The sequence below is a fragment of the Romboutsia weinsteinii genome (assembly GCF_002250835.2).
Classification (GTDB): domain Bacteria; phylum Bacillota; class Clostridia; order Peptostreptococcales; family Peptostreptococcaceae; genus Romboutsia_A; species Romboutsia_A weinsteinii.
In genome coordinates this window covers 159,304-176,907 of record NZ_NOJY02000003.1, presented here as the reverse complement: position 1 = coordinate 176,907, position 17,604 = coordinate 159,304, and the positions used below count along the sequence as shown (strand labels likewise).

The following is a 17,604-nucleotide window of genomic DNA, read 5'->3' as shown; positions in this document are numbered from 1 at the left end:
CAGAGGAAGATGTGCTCAACCTTGTAGACAGAAGTATGAATTGATAGATATAAATAGTGGTGAAGTAATAAATAGCAACGGTGATTATTTATTAAGTCCAAGAGATTTAAGTACTATAGAAGATATTGATAAGATAATAGATGCAGGTGTTCATTCTCTAAAGATAGAAGGAAGAATGAAAAAACCAGAGTATGTAGCTACTGTTATAGGAGGTTACAGAAATGCGATTAATGAGTATCTAAACGATAAGAAACTAAATGTGTCACAAGAAACAGTAAACGATTTATATACTATATTCAATAGAAAATTTACTAAGGGATTAATATTAGGAGAAGTTGGAAAAGATGTAATGAACTCTGAAATACCTAATAACCAAGGTTTATATGTTGGAAGAGTAATGAGTTATAACAAAAAAGCTAAGAGATTAAAAATAATGTTAGATAATACTCTTAAAAAAGGTGATGGAATAAACTTAGGCGGGGGAACTATAGGAAGAATAATAAAGAATGGCGAAATAACTACAATTGCTCATAAAGGAGAGATTATAGAGTTAGACTTTATAGGCGAGGCAAGAATAAATCAAATAGTATTTAAAACTTCAGATAGTGAGCTTATGAATAGAGTACAGGCTACGTTCCAACAGGAAAAAGAAAATGTAAAATCAGAAATAAATGCTGAGATAATAATAAGGTTAGGTGAAAATCCAATACTTACTTTAAATGATACAAAAGGTAATAAAGCTAAAATAGAGGGCGATAAAATAGTTGAAAAAGCTATGAAGGTGGCATTGAGTCAAGAGAAGATTGAGTCTCAGATTCAAAAACTTGGAAACACTCCTTATATACTAAATAAGATAGACGTAGTACTAGACGAAGGTGTAAGTCTTCCTATCAGTGTTCTGAATCAAATGAGACGTGATTGTATAGAGCTTCTAGATGAAGAGAGAATTAAGATAAATGGAAGAAATTATAAAGATAAAAAAGTAGCTTATAAACCATTTAAAATAAGCAAAAATGTTGATGAAAAAATTAGAGTTAAAGTTAAAAATTTAGAACAACTTGAGGCTGCATTAGAATGTAATATAGATGTGGCTTATTATGAAGATGTAAATACACTAGATAAAGCAATACAAATGGGATTAAAGTACAACAAAAAAGTTGTATATTCAGCTCCAAGAATAGTAAGATATAAAGAATTTAAACAATTGGATAGAGCAAAGAACTTAGGTATTGATAGTGTACAAATAGGTAGCTGGGGAGTACTTGATTATTTTAAAGGATGTCAACTAAGTATAGATTATAACCTAAATGCATTTAATAGTGAAACAATTAATTTCTTCAAGGAAGAGGGCGTAAAATCACTATGTTTATCTCAAGAATTAAATATTTATGAGATAAAAGAAACATTAAAATATACTGATATGGAAATAGAAGCTTATGTATATGGATACACTCCTATGATGATAACTGAATATTGTCCAATGGGTGTAATAGTAAGAGATTGCAAGAAAGATAAGAGAGCAGCTGCATGTAAAGAAAGTACATATGCACTTAAAGACTTTAAAGGTGAGGAGTATAGAATATCTCAGGATATATTCTGCAGAAGCACTATTTATAATTCGAAGGTTACTTGTATGTTAGACAATTTATACGAGTTAAATGAAATCGGAATAGATGTATTTAGATTAGACTTTACATTAGAAAGTGGAGAAACTGTAAAAGAAGTAATTGAAGCTTATGATGAAGTTTTAGAAAATGATTACAAATTAGGTGCAAAAGCTACAAAACTATACAATAAACTAGATAATGTTGGAACAAGTGCAGGACATTACTATAGAGGTGTAGAATAAGGATATAAGTGATATATTAAAACTATAACAAATTTTCATAAGGGGTAAAATCATGAGAGAAGAAGCTTTAGAAATATTATTTAAATATTTAAAAACAGATAGAATGATAAAGCATAGTTATGCTGTAGAAGCTGTAATGAAGGAACTTGCAAAGAAATTAGATCCAGGTAATGAAGAAAAGTGGGCAATTGCTGGACTTTTACATGACTTAGATTCAGATGTAACTGGTAGAACACCAGGTGTAGTTTGTGAAGCTCATGCAATAACTAGTGTAAAACTTCTAAAAGAAGAAAGCTTTGGAGACGATGAAATCTACAGAGCAATACTTGGACATCATGATGGTAAGGGCGTAGAGAGAGAGAGTTTGATGGAAAAATCAATATATGCAGTAGATCCAATAACTGGATTTATAACTGCAATAGCTTTAGGTTATCCAGATAAGAAAATAACTAGTGTAAAAACTAAGTCTATATTAAAAAGAATGAAAGAAACTAGATTTGCTTCAAATGTAAATAGAGATGCAATAAGAAGTATAGAAACAACTGGAATACCTTTTGAAGAGTTTGCTGAGATTTCATTAAATGCTATGAAAAATATCAGTGATGTATTAGAAGGATAGGATTAAATGAAAGGGGCATGTTTTATAAAGCATGCCCTTTTAGTATTTATTTTGCTAGTATTAAGATAATGGACAAGTGTACGTATTATAAGAATACAGTTAGGGGGATAAAATTCCATGATAGGTAGTATTAAAAGCTATAATAGCCTTGAACAAGATGAAAAGAACTTATTTTGTGATTTTATAAATAGAAATAATAGTGATAAAAAGAGCAAAGAGGATATAGAAAAATTATTTAATTTATCTATATATGACTATGGAAGAGGAGTATTGCTTTATATTATTGATAATAAAGTAGTAGCTAAGCTATGCATTGTTCTCGAAGTAGCTAAAGATTTAAACTCATCCTATATACATCAATTTGAAATACTTGAAGGTATTTGCAACATAAATATAATATTAAGTGAAATAGTACAAAGAGCCATAGATGTATCTAGAGAATATGGGGCAAATGATATTAGACTAGGAGTGAGTGACAAACATATACTAGATAAATTAGGCTTGTATGCGCAGTACAATTCATATAAAATGAACCTAGAAAATAGAAACACAATAGCTAATATTTTAGATTTAGAAACCCTATCAGAAGGGAATAAATATGAATATATTAAAATATATAATGATTCCTTTAGTGATATGCCTCATGGTACGATAACAAATATTAATAAAGTAGAAGAGAATATAACGAATATAAATGACTTAAACTATTATTTCTTTGTTTTAGATGGTAATAAAAGGATCGGGTTTATGGAAGTAACGATTAATGAAGAAGAAGGTATATTTGATATAGGTCTATGTAAAGGCTACAGAAATAAAGGGTATGGCAAATTAATATTAGATAAAGCCATTGAATTTTTAAATCAAAAAAATGTAAAGAAAGTATCTTTGATAGTTATTGAAGAAAATAAAATAGCTTATAATATGTACTTGAAAAGAGGATTTGAAGTAAAAAAAACTTTAGGACATTGGATTAAACTTACAGATGGAGAATAAATATGAAAAAAACATTAATAGCAATTATAGCAACAATAATTATTATACCTATAGGCTTTATAGGAATAAGTAAATTAAAAAATCAAGAAGATGGTATTGATAAAAACATGGATATAGAAAATATAGCTGAAAATGTAAACCCTATATCAAAGGAAAATGTAATAAATATTCTTAAAGCAGAGTATGGAGACCTTATACATGTGACTGAGGATGAAATAAAAACAATTGGTGACAAATATGTTGTGGATGTTAACCTTGAAAATTTGGAAGATGAAGATGAGCATAGCTCTCATGAACATAGTGATGAAAATAATATTGGAACTCATATGATAAATATGTACACAGGAGAACTAATAAAGCCAGATCAGTGGTAAATAAATACTTTGAATTATATGTAAAATATAGGTAATAATATGTTATATTAAAGATAATAAAAAATTAGGGGAGTAAATTTAATGAAAGATAATAAAAATGATTTAATTCAACCATTATTAAACACTGGGAATGTGTATAAACTAAAGTGTGAAAAATGTAAATCGGTATCTGTACAAATAAGTGAACACAAAAATCCAGATTTAGTATGCTTCGAATGTGGCGGTAAGTGTAAAGTTTTATAGAATTAAATTATAAAAATTAGATTTTAAAATATTAAACGGTGTACTAATATAGTACACCGTTATTTGTATAAAAAATATTTATATACTAAAGTTGATTCATAGATTTCAATATAGCTAATAAGTAATTCCAAGTATTTTCAGTAGAAGATATACTCAAATGCTCATTAGGTGTATGAACATCGGCCATATTAGGTCCTATAGATATAGCTTCGGCATCAGGTAAATGCTCTAATAATAGCCCACACTCAAGTCCTGCATGTATTGCCATTATTACAGGATCTTTACCAGTTAATTTTTTATATGCATCTACACATATTTGTTCAAGCTTAGATCCCTTACGGTACTCCCAAGCAGGATATGGATCTTCAGATTCATAAGCTCCACCTAGAGCACAAGCTAAAAGTTTCATCTTATTTGTAATATCAGTTCTTAATGTTTCAACAGAACTTCTAACCGCACATTCACATATTACTTCATTATCAATTGTTTTAAGTACACCTAAATTAGTAGAACTTTCCACTAAACCTTCAATATCCATGCTCATAGTTTGAATACCATTAGGCATTAAGTTTATTAACTTAATAACTCTATCTTTAGAATCACAAGTAAATACTTTTTCTACAGTAGTTTCAGAACAGTTTATAGATATATCAGGGTCAGAAGTACTAAACTCATGCTTAAATATACTTTCAATTTCAGATATTTTTTTCTTAGTATTTTCTACATCAGACTTACTTACTGTAATTAAAGCATCAGCCTCACGTGGTATTGCATTATTTTTAGAACCACCCTCAACTTTAGCTAAATCATAGTCTATATCTAATAAATTTAATAATCTACCTAATAATCTATTAGAGTTAGCTCTCTGTTTGATAATATCCATACCAGAGTGTCCACCTTTTAGACCTTTAATTTCTACTAGTAGACCTTGTTTCTCAGAACATACTTTTTCATATTCAACAGGTACTTTGTTAAATGTAGTCACTCCTCCTGCACAGCTAACTAAAATATATCCTTCTTCCTCAGAATCTAAGTTGATTATATATTTTCCAGAAAGGTTTTTACCATTTAACTTCATAGCTCCAGTCATACCAACTTCTTCATCAGTAGTAAATAAAAGTTCTATAGCTGGATGTTCTACATCATTGGAAGATACAACTGCCATACCCATAGCTACAGCTATACCATTATCACCACCAAGAGTAGTTCCTGTAGCATATATCATGTCACCATCAACTCTTAATTTGATAGGGTCTTTTTCGAAATCATGTACAGTGTCTTTATTTTTCTCACAAACCATATCCATATGGCCTTGAAGAATTACTCCAGGACAATTCTCATAACCTTTAGTAGCTGGCTTTTTGATTATTATATTTAGGTGTTCATCTTGTATAGACTCAAATCCTAAATCTTTACCAAATTTAAGTAAAAAATCACTTATAGCTTTTTCATTTCCAGAACCTCTAGGGATTTGAGATATTTCTTCAAAATGCTTAAAAACTAGCTCTGGCTTTAACCCTTTTAATATATTTTCCATTATTGATATCTCCTTTTTTATGAATATGTTAGTTTAACTAGCTATTTTTATTTAATAATACAAATTTATATTACAAATAAAGTGTGATTATGTATAATATATAAATAGCTATATAAATAGTATAATACAAATCTACATAAAATAAACACTAGAAAATAAATAGATAAATAAGGAGGAAGCATGAACGAGAAATCGCTAAGAGTTTTAGAATTTAATAAAATAATAGACATGTTAAAGGAAAAAGCTTCATCTTCTTTAGGTTTAAAATATATAGAAAAACTAATGCCGAGTTCTGATTTCGAAGACGTTAAATATATGCTAGAAGAAACTAATGAAGCACAGGCTATATATTTAAAAAGAGGTATAACAGGACTATCAGGGATTCATGATATAGAAGATAAAGTAAAGAGAGCAAATATTGGAGCATCTCTAGATGCAGGCAGTTTAATAATGGTAGCAGATACCTTAAGAGCTGCTAGAACATTAAAGAATAATCTATCTAGCTCAGATGAAGAGGATTTTAATTATCCAATAATTCAATCTATGTCAAACTCACTATATGTATATAGAGATATAGAAGATGCAATATATAATGCAATAGTAAGTGAAATAGAAGTATCTGATAATGCATCAAGTACGCTTAGAGATTTGAGAAGAAGGATAGTACAAAAGAATCAATCAATAAGATCAAAACTAAATTCAATAATAACTTCAACTACATACCAAAAATATTTACAGGATGCAATAATCTCAGTAAGAGGAGATCGATTTGTAGTGCCTGTAAAAGCAGAGTATAGATCTCAAGTAACTGGTATTGTACATGATCAATCTTCAACTGGTGCTACACTGTTTATAGAGCCTATGAGCATAGTTGAAATGAATAATGAATTAAGAAAGCTAAGATTAGATGAAAAAGAGGAAATCGAAAGAATCTTAGCTGAATTATCAGCCATGATTGGAGAAGTTAGTGAGGATATAATATCTAATCAAGAGATTTTAGGTAGATTAGATTTTGCATTTGCAAAAGGAAAACTATCAGTTCAGATGAGAGCTGTTTCTCCTGAATTAAATGAAGATAAATATATAAATATTAAAAAAGGAAGACATCCATTACTAGATAAAGATAAAGTAGTTCCAAATTCAGTTTATCTAGGTAGAGATTTCCATACATTGGTTATAACGGGACCAAATACAGGTGGTAAGACAGTAACTATCAAAACTGTAGGTCTATTTGCACTTATGACTCAAAGTGGACTTCATATACCAGCAGATTTTGGAAGCAGCATGTGTATATATGATAATATATTTGCAGATATTGGGGATGAACAAAGTATAGAACAAAGCTTATCTACCTTCTCGTCTCATATGACGAATATAGTGTCTATATTAAGTGAAGTTACAGCAGATTCTTTAGTAATATTTGATGAATTAGGAGCTGGTACAGACCCTATAGAAGGAGCCGCACTTGCAATAGCAATATTAGAAGATGTAAATATGGCAGGAGCAAAATGTATAGCAACTACTCACTATAGTGAAATTAAAAACTATGCATTAACTAAGCCAGGAGTTGAAAATGCAGCTGTTGAGTTTGATTTAGAAACTTTAAGTCCCACATATAGACTACTTATCGGAGTTCCTGGAAAATCAAATGCATTTGAAATATCTAAAAAATTAGGTCTTAGTGACTATGTGATTACTAGAGCAAAAGAATTTATAAATACAGATAATATAGAATTAGAAGATGTTCTTCAAAACGTAGAGAAAAATAGAATAAAAGCGGAAGAAGAGAGATTAGAGGCAGAGAAGCTAAAAGCTCAAATTGAAAGACTAAAGATAGAATATGATGAAAAGCTAGAAAAACTAGCAAATCAAAAAGAAAAATTAATAGAACAAGCTAAGTCAGAAGCATTTAGAATAACGAGACAGGCAAAAGAAGAAGTTGACTTTATAATTAAAGAATTAAGAAGGTTAGAAGATGAACGTGCTTCTAAAGAAAAAAATCAGCAAATAGAAGACCTTAGAAAAGAATTATCTAAATCTATGGGTGCATTGCAACCAACAGTTAAGAGTATGATAGTACCTAAGGTTACTACAAAAGAAATAAAGAACCTGAGTGCAGGAGATGAAGTTAAGGTAATAACTTTAAATCAGCAAGGAACTGTAGTTTCTGTAGATGAAAAGAAAAAAGAAGCTGTAGTTCAATTGGGAATAATGAAAATGAATTTACCATTTAAGTCGCTTCAAAAATCTAAGAAGGATGCTAAAACTACAGTTACAAAAACTACAAGAAGTATAATAAAATCTAAATCAGGAAATGTAAAGAGTGAAGTAGACTTAAGAGGCATGAATTTAGAGGAAGCTATAATGGAAGTTGATAAGTACTTAGATGACGCGTACGTAGCAGGCCTAGAATCTGTCACAATAATACATGGTATAGGTACAGGTGTATTAAAATCAGGACTTCAAGATATACTTAAAAGACACAAACACGTTAAATCTCAAAGACCAGGTCAATATGGTGAAGGTGGAGCTGGTGTAACGATGATCACGTTAAAATAGATAAAAAGCTTATGATAAAGGCGGGAATATAAAATGATATTAGTATCTGCATGCTTACTTGGAATAAACTGTAAATATAGTGGAGATAATAATGAAAGTGAGAAGGTAAAAGAATACTTAAAAGACAAAATTTTTGTATTAGTTTGCCCAGAACAACTGGGCGGACTTTCTACTCCGAGAGATCCAGCTGAAATTATATCAAAGGGTGAATGCGGTAAGCAAGATAAAGTTATAAGTAATAAAAATATAGACGTAACGGGTAATTTTAAAAAAGGTGCAGTAGAGACTTTAAAGATAGCTCAAATATATGGATGTAGGGAAGCTATATTAAAAGAAGGAAGTCCATCATGTGGATCTAGTTTGATATATGATGGAACTTTTTCAGGGAAAAAAATACCTGGACAAGGTGTAACGGCTGCATTATTAAGACAGAATAATATAAAAGTAACTAGCGAAAAAGAAATATAACTCATAATATAACGAAATATGTCAAATATCTTGAAAAAACTTATGAATTGATTTACCATAAAGTAATAAGAGATAGAGAGAGGAGCAACATAATGCAAGATTTCAAGGTAGCAATCGCCAATTGCCTTAAGGAAAAGATAGAAGATTTAACTGTAGACGAAATATTAGGACTTATAGAAGTTCCACCAAATAAAGAAATGGGAGATTATGCTTTCCCATGCTTCAAATTAGCAAAAGTATTTAGAAAAGCACCAAATATGATAGCTGAAGATTTATCATCTACTATAGAAGCTAGTGGAGTAATATCTAAAGTAATGCCATTAGGTGGATATGTTAACTTCTTCGTAAACAAATCTCAATTAGCAGAAACTGTTATAAAAGAAGTATTAACTCAAAAAGAAAAGTACGGACATAGTGATTTAGGACAAGAAAAATCTGTAGTAATAGATTTCTCATCTCCTAACATAGCGAAGCCTTTCCATATAGGTCATATAAGAACTACTGTTATAGGGAATTCATTATATAAAATATATGATTCTCAAGGATACGATGTAGTAAGAGTAAACCACTTAGGAGACTACGGAACTCAATTTGGTAAGCTTATAGTAGCATTTAAATTATGGGGTGATAAAAAGACTGTAGAAGCTAACCCTATACCAGAATTATTAAAGTTATACGTACAATTCCATGATGAAGCTGAATCTAAGCCAGAAATGGAAGATGAAGCAAGAGCTTGGTTTACTAAGTTAGAAAATGATGATGAAGAAGCTAAAGAATTATGGAAATGGTTCAGAGACGAAAGTTTAAAGGAATTTGCTAGAGTTTATGATTTATTAGATATACAATTTGATTCTTATGCTGGAGAAAGTTTCTACTCAGATAAGATGGATGATGTTATAAAACTAATAAATGAAAAGGGATTATTACAAGAATCTCAAGGTACTAATGTTGTAGATTTAGAAGAATTCAATATGCCTCCAGCTCTTATAACTAAGACTGATGGTTCAACATTATACATGACTAGAGATTTAGCGGCAGCTTTATATAGAAAAAATAATTATGATTTTGAAAAGTGTATATATGTAGTTGGATCTCAACAAAGTTTACACTTCCAACAATTATTTAAGGTATTAGAGCTTGTTGGATTCGAATGGGCTAAAGACTTAGTTCACGTTCCATTTGGTATGGTTGCTTTAGAAGAAGGAACTATGTCTACTAGAAAAGGTAGAGTAGTATTCTTAGAGGACGTATTAAAGCAAGCTATAGAAAAAACTAAAGAAACAATGCTTGCTAAAAACCCTGAGGCTAAAAATGTAGATGAAATAGCTAAGCAAGTAGGGGTTGGAGCTGTAGTATTCCAAGAATTATCTAACAGTAGAATAAAAGATTACACATTCTCTTGGGAGAGAACATTAAGCTTTGAAGGTGAGACTGGACCTTATGTTCAATATACTCATGCTAGATGTTGTGCAGTTTTAAGAAAAGCAGAACAAGAGGTAACTGCAGATGTTAACTATGAATTATTATCTAACGGAGATAGTGCAGAAGTGCTAAAGGTAATAGGTTCATTTAATAAGAGCATACTTTCATCGTTAAGAAGAAATGAGCCACATATAGTAACTAGATTTGTACTAGATTTAGCTCAAGCTTTCAATAAATTCTATCATGATAATCCAATATTAGTTGATGATGTAGAATTAAGGAATGCAAGATTAGCATTAGTTGAAGCTACTAGACAAAGTTTAGAAAATGGTCTAAGCTTACTAGGAATGCAAGCACCAGAAAGAATGTAGGGATATATCCTACATGTGACAGCTTTTTAGCTGTCTCTTTTTGTTTAAGTGAGTGAGTATATTAAATATATTAACTGATAAAAATAATTAATAGGGTATTACGTTAGGAAGGTAATATACATGAAGGATAATATAATAAAAAAATCATATATAGCTGCTTTTGGAATAGAAAATAAGTCACTAAAAAATTTAATGACTATCAATACAAAATGTATGATAGATGATGACACACAAAGATACGTTTATATAGATAATAACAGGTTAAAAGACGAGCTTATTTACTATAATTTCTATGGTGAGAAGCCGCAACATAATAGTATACTTAATATTTTACTACCTATAATGCTTGCAAATACAAATATTCAGAGAAGTGAAGATGAAGCAGTCAAGCTAATGCAAAAGTATGTAAAATATCTAAAAAAAGAGCAATATTTATTTGATTATATATTAGGGACTGTAATGTACAATTGCACAGTACATACTTTACTAGAAAATAAAAATATAGAATATGTAGACTTACTACAGTCTATAAAAGAAAAAATTATAGGTCTAGTAGTGGATTTAGATAAGATGAGTACTATTAAATTTCAGATGGCGAGAATAAACTTTATACAAGAAATTGATAAGTATATGGAGCTAAAAGTAGAAGATTATGATGACAGTAAAATAATAACTACTGTATTAAATATTTTATATGATATTTATATAGAGGATAGAGAAATAAGTATTGATGGAATAGAAAGCATGAAAAAATCTATATTATCTATACTTGGTGAAGATGGCGAAGAAGAGATAGATAATATAGACTTTACTTTATCAATGTCAGAATACATTATTAAGCTGAGAAAGTATAAAATCAATAAGAAAGTATACAATCAAAGTGCAGACCCAAGAAGCTTAATAGGTCTTAATGAAGGTGAATCTAAATTAGACCCAATACTTAATCAAATAACAATTGTATCTAAAAATTTTAGTGATAATATACTTAGAGTTAAAGTTCAATCTAAATCTGGAGAATACACACTAAAATTTAAAAAATCATAATTTTTAAGTTTTAATTAGAAGATTCTAAGTACGTAACGAATTGTTCTTCTGTAGTATTAGTTAAGAAGCATAGCTCTTTTACTATATTATTTCTAAGTTCAATAAAATCTTCAAGGTTTGTATTATCATTAGTATATTCTAATGCTTTTATAATAAGTAGTAAATCCCTTTTAGATAAAGCGCTTATAGATACTTGGTCAATTAATTCCATAAAAAACTCCCTTTCTGAATAGTAGTACTTATATAATATTTCTACAAAAATTAATAAAAAACCTTCTTTTTTTTGAGAAATTGATAAGATATTACATATACTATTTTAACCTAAAAATAATGCAAAACAATAGATAATCTTAATATAGAGGTGAAATATTTTGAAAATATTACTGACAACATTAAACTCTAAGTTTATTCATACAAATTTAGCTATAAGATACCTAAAAGAGTTTGTAAGAGACTTAGAAGAAGTAGAAATAAGAGAGTATACAATAAATAATGATTTAGACTATATACTAAAAGATATATATAAGAATGACTATGACATAATATTATTTTCAACTTACATATGGAATGTATATGATATAGTAAAACTTTGCGACAATATAAAGAAAGTTAAGCCTAATACTAAGATAGCGCTAGGTGGTCCAGAAGTAACTTATGATAGTGAATGTTCTATGAGGAACTATCCTTTTGTAGATTATATACTATGTGGAGAAGGGGAATTAGTATTTAGAGATTTGGTACTACACCTACAAGGTAAGAAACATATTGAAGATGTTGAGGGTGTAGTATATAGAGATGGAAATGAAATTATAAAAAATAAACCGAAGGCCTTATTACAAAACTTGGATGAAATACCTAGCCCTTACGAAAACTTAGATCCAAAAGAGTACGAAAATAGGATAGTATACTATGAGACATCAAGAGGATGTCCATTTAACTGTCAGTATTGTTTATCATCTACACTAAAAGGATTAAGATACTTCGGTATAGATAGAGTAAAAAGAGATTTAAAAAAATTAATAGATGCTAGAGTGTCTCAAATTAAATTTATAGATAGGACTTTTAATGCTAATAAAAAGTTTGCTATGGAAATTATGAATTTCCTTATGGAAAATGATAATGACTATACAACTTATCACTTTGAAGTTACAGCACATTTACTAGATGACGAGATGTTAGACTTCTTAAAAGATTGTAAAGAGGGATTATTCCAATTTGAAATAGGAGTACAAACAACAAATCAAAAATCACTAGATGCAGTAGGTAGAAGAGATGACTTTAAGAAATTATCTTATGTAGTTCAAAAAGTAGCATCATATAGAAATATTCACCAACATCTAGATTTAATTGCAGGTCTTCCATATGAAGGATATGAAAGTTTTGAGAACTCATTTAATGATGTATTTAACTTAGGAATAGAACATTTACAACTAGGATTCTTAAAAATGATTAAAGGTACAGGTGTAAGAAATACTGCAAATGATCATGGATACAAATATAAGGACTATGCACCATATGAGATTTTATACAATGATTATATAAGCTATACTGAGATATTGAAGTTAAAAGATATAGAGGAAATATTAGAAAAATATTATAACTCTAAAAACTTTGTGTTATCAATGAGATATATAATTCATAATTTCTATAGCCAAAGTCCATTTAAATTCTTTGAAGATTTTGCTACATATTTTGATGAAAATGGATACTTTGATATGGCTCAAGGTAAAAATGCATTATATAAAATATTACTAGATTTTTACAATGAAAAAATAAATGTGAACAAAGACTTATTTAATGATATACTAAAATACGATTATATATCACTAGGTAAAACATCTAATGTGCCTCAGTTCTTTACTAAGTTAGAAATAGAAGACTTCAAAAATAGATGTCACGTATTTTTACAGGATGAAGAGAACTTAAGCAAATATTTACCTAGCTTTACAAATACGCCAGCAAAACATATTATAAAATATGTTCATTTTGAGCCTTTTAGATTTAATATTTTAGAATTAAAGAAAGATATACGTAGTAAGTTAGAGTTAGATGAAAATATAGTACTATTCGTATATGATGATAAAAAAATATTTGAAAAATCAAAAGCCTACAGCGTGGAAATATAGGAGGTTAAGATGAATTTTAAGATAGAAAAATATTTATTAAAGAAAACAGAAGAGCTAGCTTTTATTACATTAAAAAGTGAGGGAGAATTTCAATTAAAAGGATATGAAATACCTAAAGCTGGACTAGATGTTCCTATAAAAAATGAAGTACTAGTAAAAGGAATTAAAGAAGAAACTGCTCAAGAGAAGATAAATTCTATGTCTATAGCAGATGCTATGATATACATAATCGGTATAGATAGCAAGTTTAAATATAATGATGAATATAGAAAGTTTTTAGACGCATTAGCTACAAATATTGATATAGATATTAGAGCATATGCTGGATATATGTCTAGAAAATATTTTGATATTGGTGAATATACAGATTCATTAATATATTTAAAGGCACTAATAACAATGTATCCAAATGATATAGAAGGAATGTATCATTATGCTATCGTTTGTCAAGAAGTAGCTCAAAAGCATCAAAAAGATTCAGATGATGAAGCTATGAACAAGTTTTTACTTGAAGCGCTTGAGAAGTTAGAAATGGTAGTTCAGTTAGATGAAGGATTTGCTTTAGCTTATTATCACTTAGGATACCATTATTATAATCAAGGTCAGTATGTAAAATCTAAAGTTATATGGGAAGAAGCTCAAAAATTAGGTCTAGAGCCTGATTTAATGGCTGAAGTACAAGAAAATATAGGTAAAATGGACTTTAAGGTTCAGTATGAAGAAGGATATACATTAGTGTTCCAAGGTAAAAATGAAGAAGGACTAGAAAAATTACGTCCATTAGAAGAAGAACACTCTGATTGGTGGAATCTTTTATTCATGATAGGTTTAGCTTATAAAAATATGAATGAAATAGAATCGGCTAAACAATACTTCGAAAAAATATTATTACTAAAGCCTCACCAAGTAGATGCTATGGTAGAATTAGCTCTTTGTGAAGCAAGTTCATTTAATATGGAAAGAGCAATAGAATTATTTGAAACTGCGGCCAAGATAAAAGAGGATCCAGAAATATTATGCAACTTAGGTATGGCATATTTAAATAATGGAGATTTAGATGATGCTATTTACTTTATAGAAAGAGCATATGAATTAGATCCACAGGATGAAATCACAGTAGCTTGCTTAAGAGAATTAGATAAGTATAGATAAATTTAATATCCTCTAAGAAATTATATAATTTCTTAGAGGATATTTTTTGTGTAACAAGAATTTATTATTCTGATAACTTTATCTATATTATTTAAAATATGATTTTAGCAAGAGATTATATTTACATATTTAATGTCATAAATATAAAATATGCCAATATTAGACTCAATATTACAAAATTAATATTACTTGTATAAATAAAAAATTGTTATTAAAATGTCAAAAAAATAAGTATATTATCTAAATGAAAATAAGCTAATTGAACATAAAGATAAGTAAAAAATGTTTTATTTATTGAGATATAAAATAAATTATATAAAAACATTATAGAAATATAAAATAAAATATTTTCTGAGACATATAGATAAGCATAGGCTAAATACTTATATTTCTATTATTATGCTTAAAATTAACATTTATATAAAAATAAATTTATGCAGATTTTATATTTATATATTAAAAAAATGTTGAATTTAGTAAAATAAAATGAAAAAATAAAATAAAAATAAAATGGATAATTGTGTTAAAAAAATATTTAAAAAACTACCAAAATGGCTAGAAATTAGTATATAATCAAATTAGATAATGCTTATTTTTAAATAACAATATTTTTGTTAAAACAGACATATTTTTTTAGTCACCTAAGGATTTTAAAATCAAAAAAAGGGGATAGGGGATATGAATATGGATAAAAAAATGATGACTATCGATTTGAATAGCCACGTATTGCTAGATAAGGCAGAAAAAGATGGCGTAGAAACAATGTACGATAGGAAGCAAGGATTTAAAAGTCAATGTGGATTTGGTCTTCAAGGTAATTGTTGTAGAATATGCGGTATGGGACCTTGTAGAATAACTCCTAAAACTCCAAGAGGTATATGTGGAGCTGATGAGCATGTTATAGTAGGTAGAAACTTTGCAAGAATGGTTGCTGGGGGGACAGCAGCTCACTCTGACCATGCTAGAGATATAGCTCATACTATGGCATTAAGTAGTAGAGATGGAAATTATAAAATAAGAGATGAAGAAAAATTAATAATATTAGCAAAAGAGTGGGATGTAGAAACAGAAGGTAGAGATATCTATGATATAGCTCACGAAGTTGCAGATGTTGCATTAATGGAATTTGGTAAACCTCATGGGGTAGCAAGATTCTTAAAGAATGCTCCAGAGCCAAGACAAAAAATTTGGAAAGACCTTGGTATAGAGCCAAGAGCAATAGATAGAGAAATTGCAACAATAATGCATTCAACTCACATAGGTTGTACAGGTGATATAGATAGTTTAATACATATGTCGCTTAGAACTGCATTAGCAGATGGATGGGTTGGATCTATGATAGGTACTAGATTCAGTGATATCTTATTTGGAACACCTACAGTAAGAGAAACAGAAGCTAACCTAGGTGTTTTAGAAGATAATAAAGTAAATATAATATTACATGGTCATGAACCATCATTATCAGAAATGATAGTTTTAGCATCAGAAGACCCAGAACTAGTAGCTTTGGCTAAAGAAATGGGAGCTGATGGAATAAACTTAGCAGGTATGTGCTGTACAGGTAATGAAGTTACAATGAGACATGGTGTAAAAACAGCTGGAGACTTCCACCAACAAGAACTTGCAATAGTAACTGGTGCAGTGGAAGCTATGATAGTTGACGTTCAATGTATATTCCCAGCATTAGCAAAAGTTGCTGACTGCTATCACACAAAATTCATAACAACATCTCCAAAGGCTAAAATAGCTGGTTCAACATATATGGAATTCTCAGAAGAAACTGCATATGCAGATGGATATAAAATAGTTAAAGAAGCAGTATTAAACTTTAAAAATAGAGATAAAGAAAAAGTACTTATACCAGAATTAAAATCTAAAGCAACAGTTGGATATAGCGCAGATGCAATATTAGGTCAACTAGATAGAGTTGTAAACTCTCATATAGATCCTGCAGGAACACTTAAACCTTTAGCAGATTGTTTAAAATCTGGGGTATTAAGAGGAGCAGTAGGTGTAGTTGGATGTAACAATGCAAAAGGAGTTTCAAACTTAGCTCACGTAACAATAATGAAAGAATTAATTAAAAACGATATACTTGTAGTTACTACAGGATGTGGTGCTTCAGCAGCAGCTAAATTTGGTTTAATGACTAAAGAAGCTAGAAAACTTGCAGGTAAAGGTCTTGCTACAGTTTGTGATCTAGTAGATATACCACCAGTTCTACATTTAGGTTCTTGTGTTGACTGTAGCCGTATATTAGATGTAGTAGGAGGAACTGCTAAGTTATTAGATATGGATATGTCTGATCTTCCGGTAGCAGGAGTAGCTCCAGAGTGGATGTCAGAAAAAGCAGTAGCTATAGGATCTTATGTTGTAGCTTCTGGTATAGACACATACTTAGGTGTAATGCCTCCAGTTACAGGTTCTTCAAGAGCTGTAGAAATATTATGTGGAGAATTACAAGATATGGTTGGAGCTAAATTCACAGTAAATGAAAACCCACAAGAATTAGCTCAAATAATTATTCAAGATATAGAAAAGAAACGTGTTCATTTTGAAAACTTAGTAGAAGAGAGAATGAATGAAAAAGTTGAAGCTGGTGCAGAAGCTTAATATAAATTAAATAAATGATTATAAAACTATAAATACTACTTTGAAAAGTCAGTAATTTTAAAATAATAAGTTCTTGATAGAACTAGCTATAGTTTATTTTGCATGTAAAAAATAAACTATAGCAAACGTTTTTTATCAATTGAGTATCAAATGGTCGCTAAAATACGAATTATTTCTAAAATAAAATAAAAAAATAACCATAGATGGTTACGAATGACAAAAGGATGGTATAAT

General features: G+C 29.3%; 14 protein-coding genes. 12 read left to right on the top strand and 2 right to left on the bottom strand.

Annotated features, from left to right (window positions below; genetic code table 11):
* From CHL78_RS02895 to CHL78_RS20645, 5 genes are all read left to right on the top strand, one after another.
* The coding region (locus CHL78_RS02895; protein ID WP_147295791.1) for a U32 family peptidase at positions 1-1,849 on the top strand (1,849 nt) is incomplete at its 5' end.
* Positions 1,850-1,901: 52 nt separating this feature from the next.
* A complete protein-coding gene (locus CHL78_RS02890) occupies positions 1,902-2,468 on the top strand; it encodes an HD domain-containing protein (protein ID WP_094368448.1) in 567 nt (188 codons plus the stop codon).
* A gap of 117 nt (positions 2,469-2,585) precedes the next feature.
* Positions 2,586-3,461, top strand: a complete 876-nt coding sequence (locus tag CHL78_RS02885) for a GNAT family N-acetyltransferase (protein ID WP_094368447.1) — start codon at positions 2,586-2,588, stop codon at positions 3,459-3,461.
* Positions 3,462-3,463: 2 nt separating this feature from the next.
* Entirely contained in the window at positions 3,464-3,835 is a 372-nt protein-coding gene (locus CHL78_RS02880) for a hypothetical protein (RefSeq protein WP_094368446.1), read from the top strand.
* 81 nt (positions 3,836-3,916) lie between these two features.
* Positions 3,917-4,078 carry a hypothetical protein gene (locus CHL78_RS20645; protein ID WP_158540623.1) on the top strand — a complete coding sequence of 54 codons (162 nt, stop codon included), beginning with the start codon at positions 3,917-3,919 and terminating at the stop codon, positions 4,076-4,078.
* 85 nt (positions 4,079-4,163) lie between these two features.
* Here CHL78_RS20645 and CHL78_RS02875 read toward each other — a convergent pair whose 3' ends face one another.
* Positions 4,164-5,615: an aminoacyl-histidine dipeptidase gene (locus CHL78_RS02875; RefSeq protein ID WP_094368445.1), complete on the bottom strand. Its 1,452-nt coding sequence runs from the start codon at positions 5,613-5,615 to the stop codon at positions 4,164-4,166.
* Between the two features lie 180 nt (positions 5,616-5,795).
* On the opposite strand from CHL78_RS02875, the gene CHL78_RS02870 reads away from it, so the two are divergent.
* The 4 genes from CHL78_RS02870 (at position 5,796) to CHL78_RS02855 (ending at position 11,479) form a co-directional block, all read left to right on the top strand.
* Positions 5,796-8,174: an endonuclease MutS2 gene (locus CHL78_RS02870; RefSeq protein WP_094368444.1), complete on the top strand. Its 2,379-nt coding sequence runs from the start codon at positions 5,796-5,798 to the stop codon at positions 8,172-8,174.
* 33 nt (positions 8,175-8,207) lie between these two features.
* The gene (locus tag CHL78_RS02865; RefSeq protein ID WP_094368443.1) at positions 8,208-8,642 is read left to right on the top strand and encodes a DUF523 domain-containing protein; all 435 of its coding nucleotides are present in this window, start codon (positions 8,208-8,210) and stop codon (positions 8,640-8,642) included.
* Positions 8,643-8,734: 92 nt separating this feature from the next.
* Entirely contained in the window at positions 8,735-10,435 is a 1,701-nt protein-coding gene (gene argS, locus CHL78_RS02860; RefSeq protein ID WP_094368442.1) for an arginine--tRNA ligase, read from the top strand.
* A 120-nt stretch (positions 10,436-10,555) separates the two neighbouring features.
* Positions 10,556-11,479, top strand: a complete 924-nt coding sequence (locus CHL78_RS02855; RefSeq protein ID WP_094368441.1) for a hypothetical protein — start codon at positions 10,556-10,558, stop codon at positions 11,477-11,479.
* A 10-nt stretch (positions 11,480-11,489) separates the two neighbouring features.
* Here the strand turns inward: CHL78_RS02855 and CHL78_RS02850 are convergent, their stop codons facing one another.
* A complete protein-coding gene (locus CHL78_RS02850; RefSeq protein ID WP_094368440.1) occupies positions 11,490-11,690 on the bottom strand; it encodes a hypothetical protein in 201 nt (66 codons plus the stop codon).
* A 160-nt stretch (positions 11,691-11,850) separates the two neighbouring features.
* Here CHL78_RS02850 and CHL78_RS02845 point away from each other — a divergent pair, with 160 nt between their 5' ends.
* The 3 genes from CHL78_RS02845 to cooS all read left to right on the top strand — a co-directional run bounded on the left by CHL78_RS02845 (position 11,851) and on the right by cooS (position 17,370).
* Positions 11,851-13,605, top strand: a complete 1,755-nt coding sequence (locus CHL78_RS02845) for a B12-binding domain-containing radical SAM protein (RefSeq protein ID WP_094368439.1) — start codon at positions 11,851-11,853, stop codon at positions 13,603-13,605.
* Positions 13,606-13,614: 9 nt separating this feature from the next.
* Positions 13,615-14,757 (top strand): tetratricopeptide repeat protein, encoded by a 1,143-nt coding sequence (locus CHL78_RS02840; RefSeq protein WP_094368438.1) that lies wholly within the window; start codon positions 13,615-13,617, stop codon positions 14,755-14,757.
* 684 nt (positions 14,758-15,441) lie between these two features.
* Positions 15,442-17,370: an anaerobic carbon-monoxide dehydrogenase catalytic subunit gene (gene cooS / locus CHL78_RS02835; RefSeq protein WP_094368236.1), complete on the top strand. Its 1,929-nt coding sequence runs from the start codon at positions 15,442-15,444 to the stop codon at positions 17,368-17,370.
* The last annotated feature ends 234 nt before the right edge of the window (positions 17,371-17,604 follow it).

What these genes read in the sequence shown, in the direction of transcription:
- CHL78_RS02870 (WP_094368444.1), top strand. Translation starts at nt 5,796, where the DNA reads ATGAACGAGAAATCGCTAAGAGTTTTAGAATTTAATAAAATAATAGAC.
- CHL78_RS02885 (WP_094368447.1), top strand. Translation starts at nt 2,586, where the DNA reads ATGATAGGTAGTATTAAAAGCTATAATAGCCTTGAACAAGATGAAAAG.
- argS (WP_094368442.1), top strand. Translation starts at nt 8,735, where the DNA reads ATGCAAGATTTCAAGGTAGCAATCGCCAATTGCCTTAAGGAAAAGATA.
- CHL78_RS02850 (WP_094368440.1), bottom strand. Translation starts at nt 11,690, where the DNA reads ATGGAATTAATTGACCAAGTATCTATAAGCGCTTTATCTAAAAGGGAT.
- CHL78_RS02855 (WP_094368441.1), top strand. Translation starts at nt 10,556, where the DNA reads ATGAAGGATAATATAATAAAAAAATCATATATAGCTGCTTTTGGAATA.
- CHL78_RS02840 (WP_094368438.1), top strand. Translation starts at nt 13,615, where the DNA reads ATGAATTTTAAGATAGAAAAATATTTATTAAAGAAAACAGAAGAGCTA.
- CHL78_RS02880 (WP_094368446.1), top strand. Translation starts at nt 3,464, where the DNA reads ATGAAAAAAACATTAATAGCAATTATAGCAACAATAATTATTATACCT.
- CHL78_RS20645 (WP_158540623.1), top strand. Translation starts at nt 3,917, where the DNA reads ATGAAAGATAATAAAAATGATTTAATTCAACCATTATTAAACACTGGG.
- CHL78_RS02865 (WP_094368443.1), top strand. Translation starts at nt 8,208, where the DNA reads ATGATATTAGTATCTGCATGCTTACTTGGAATAAACTGTAAATATAGT.
- CHL78_RS02875 (WP_094368445.1), bottom strand. Translation starts at nt 5,615, where the DNA reads ATGGAAAATATATTAAAAGGGTTAAAGCCAGAGCTAGTTTTTAAGCAT.
- CHL78_RS02890 (WP_094368448.1), top strand. Translation starts at nt 1,902, where the DNA reads ATGAGAGAAGAAGCTTTAGAAATATTATTTAAATATTTAAAAACAGAT.
- cooS (WP_094368236.1), top strand. Translation starts at nt 15,442, where the DNA reads ATGGATAAAAAAATGATGACTATCGATTTGAATAGCCACGTATTGCTA.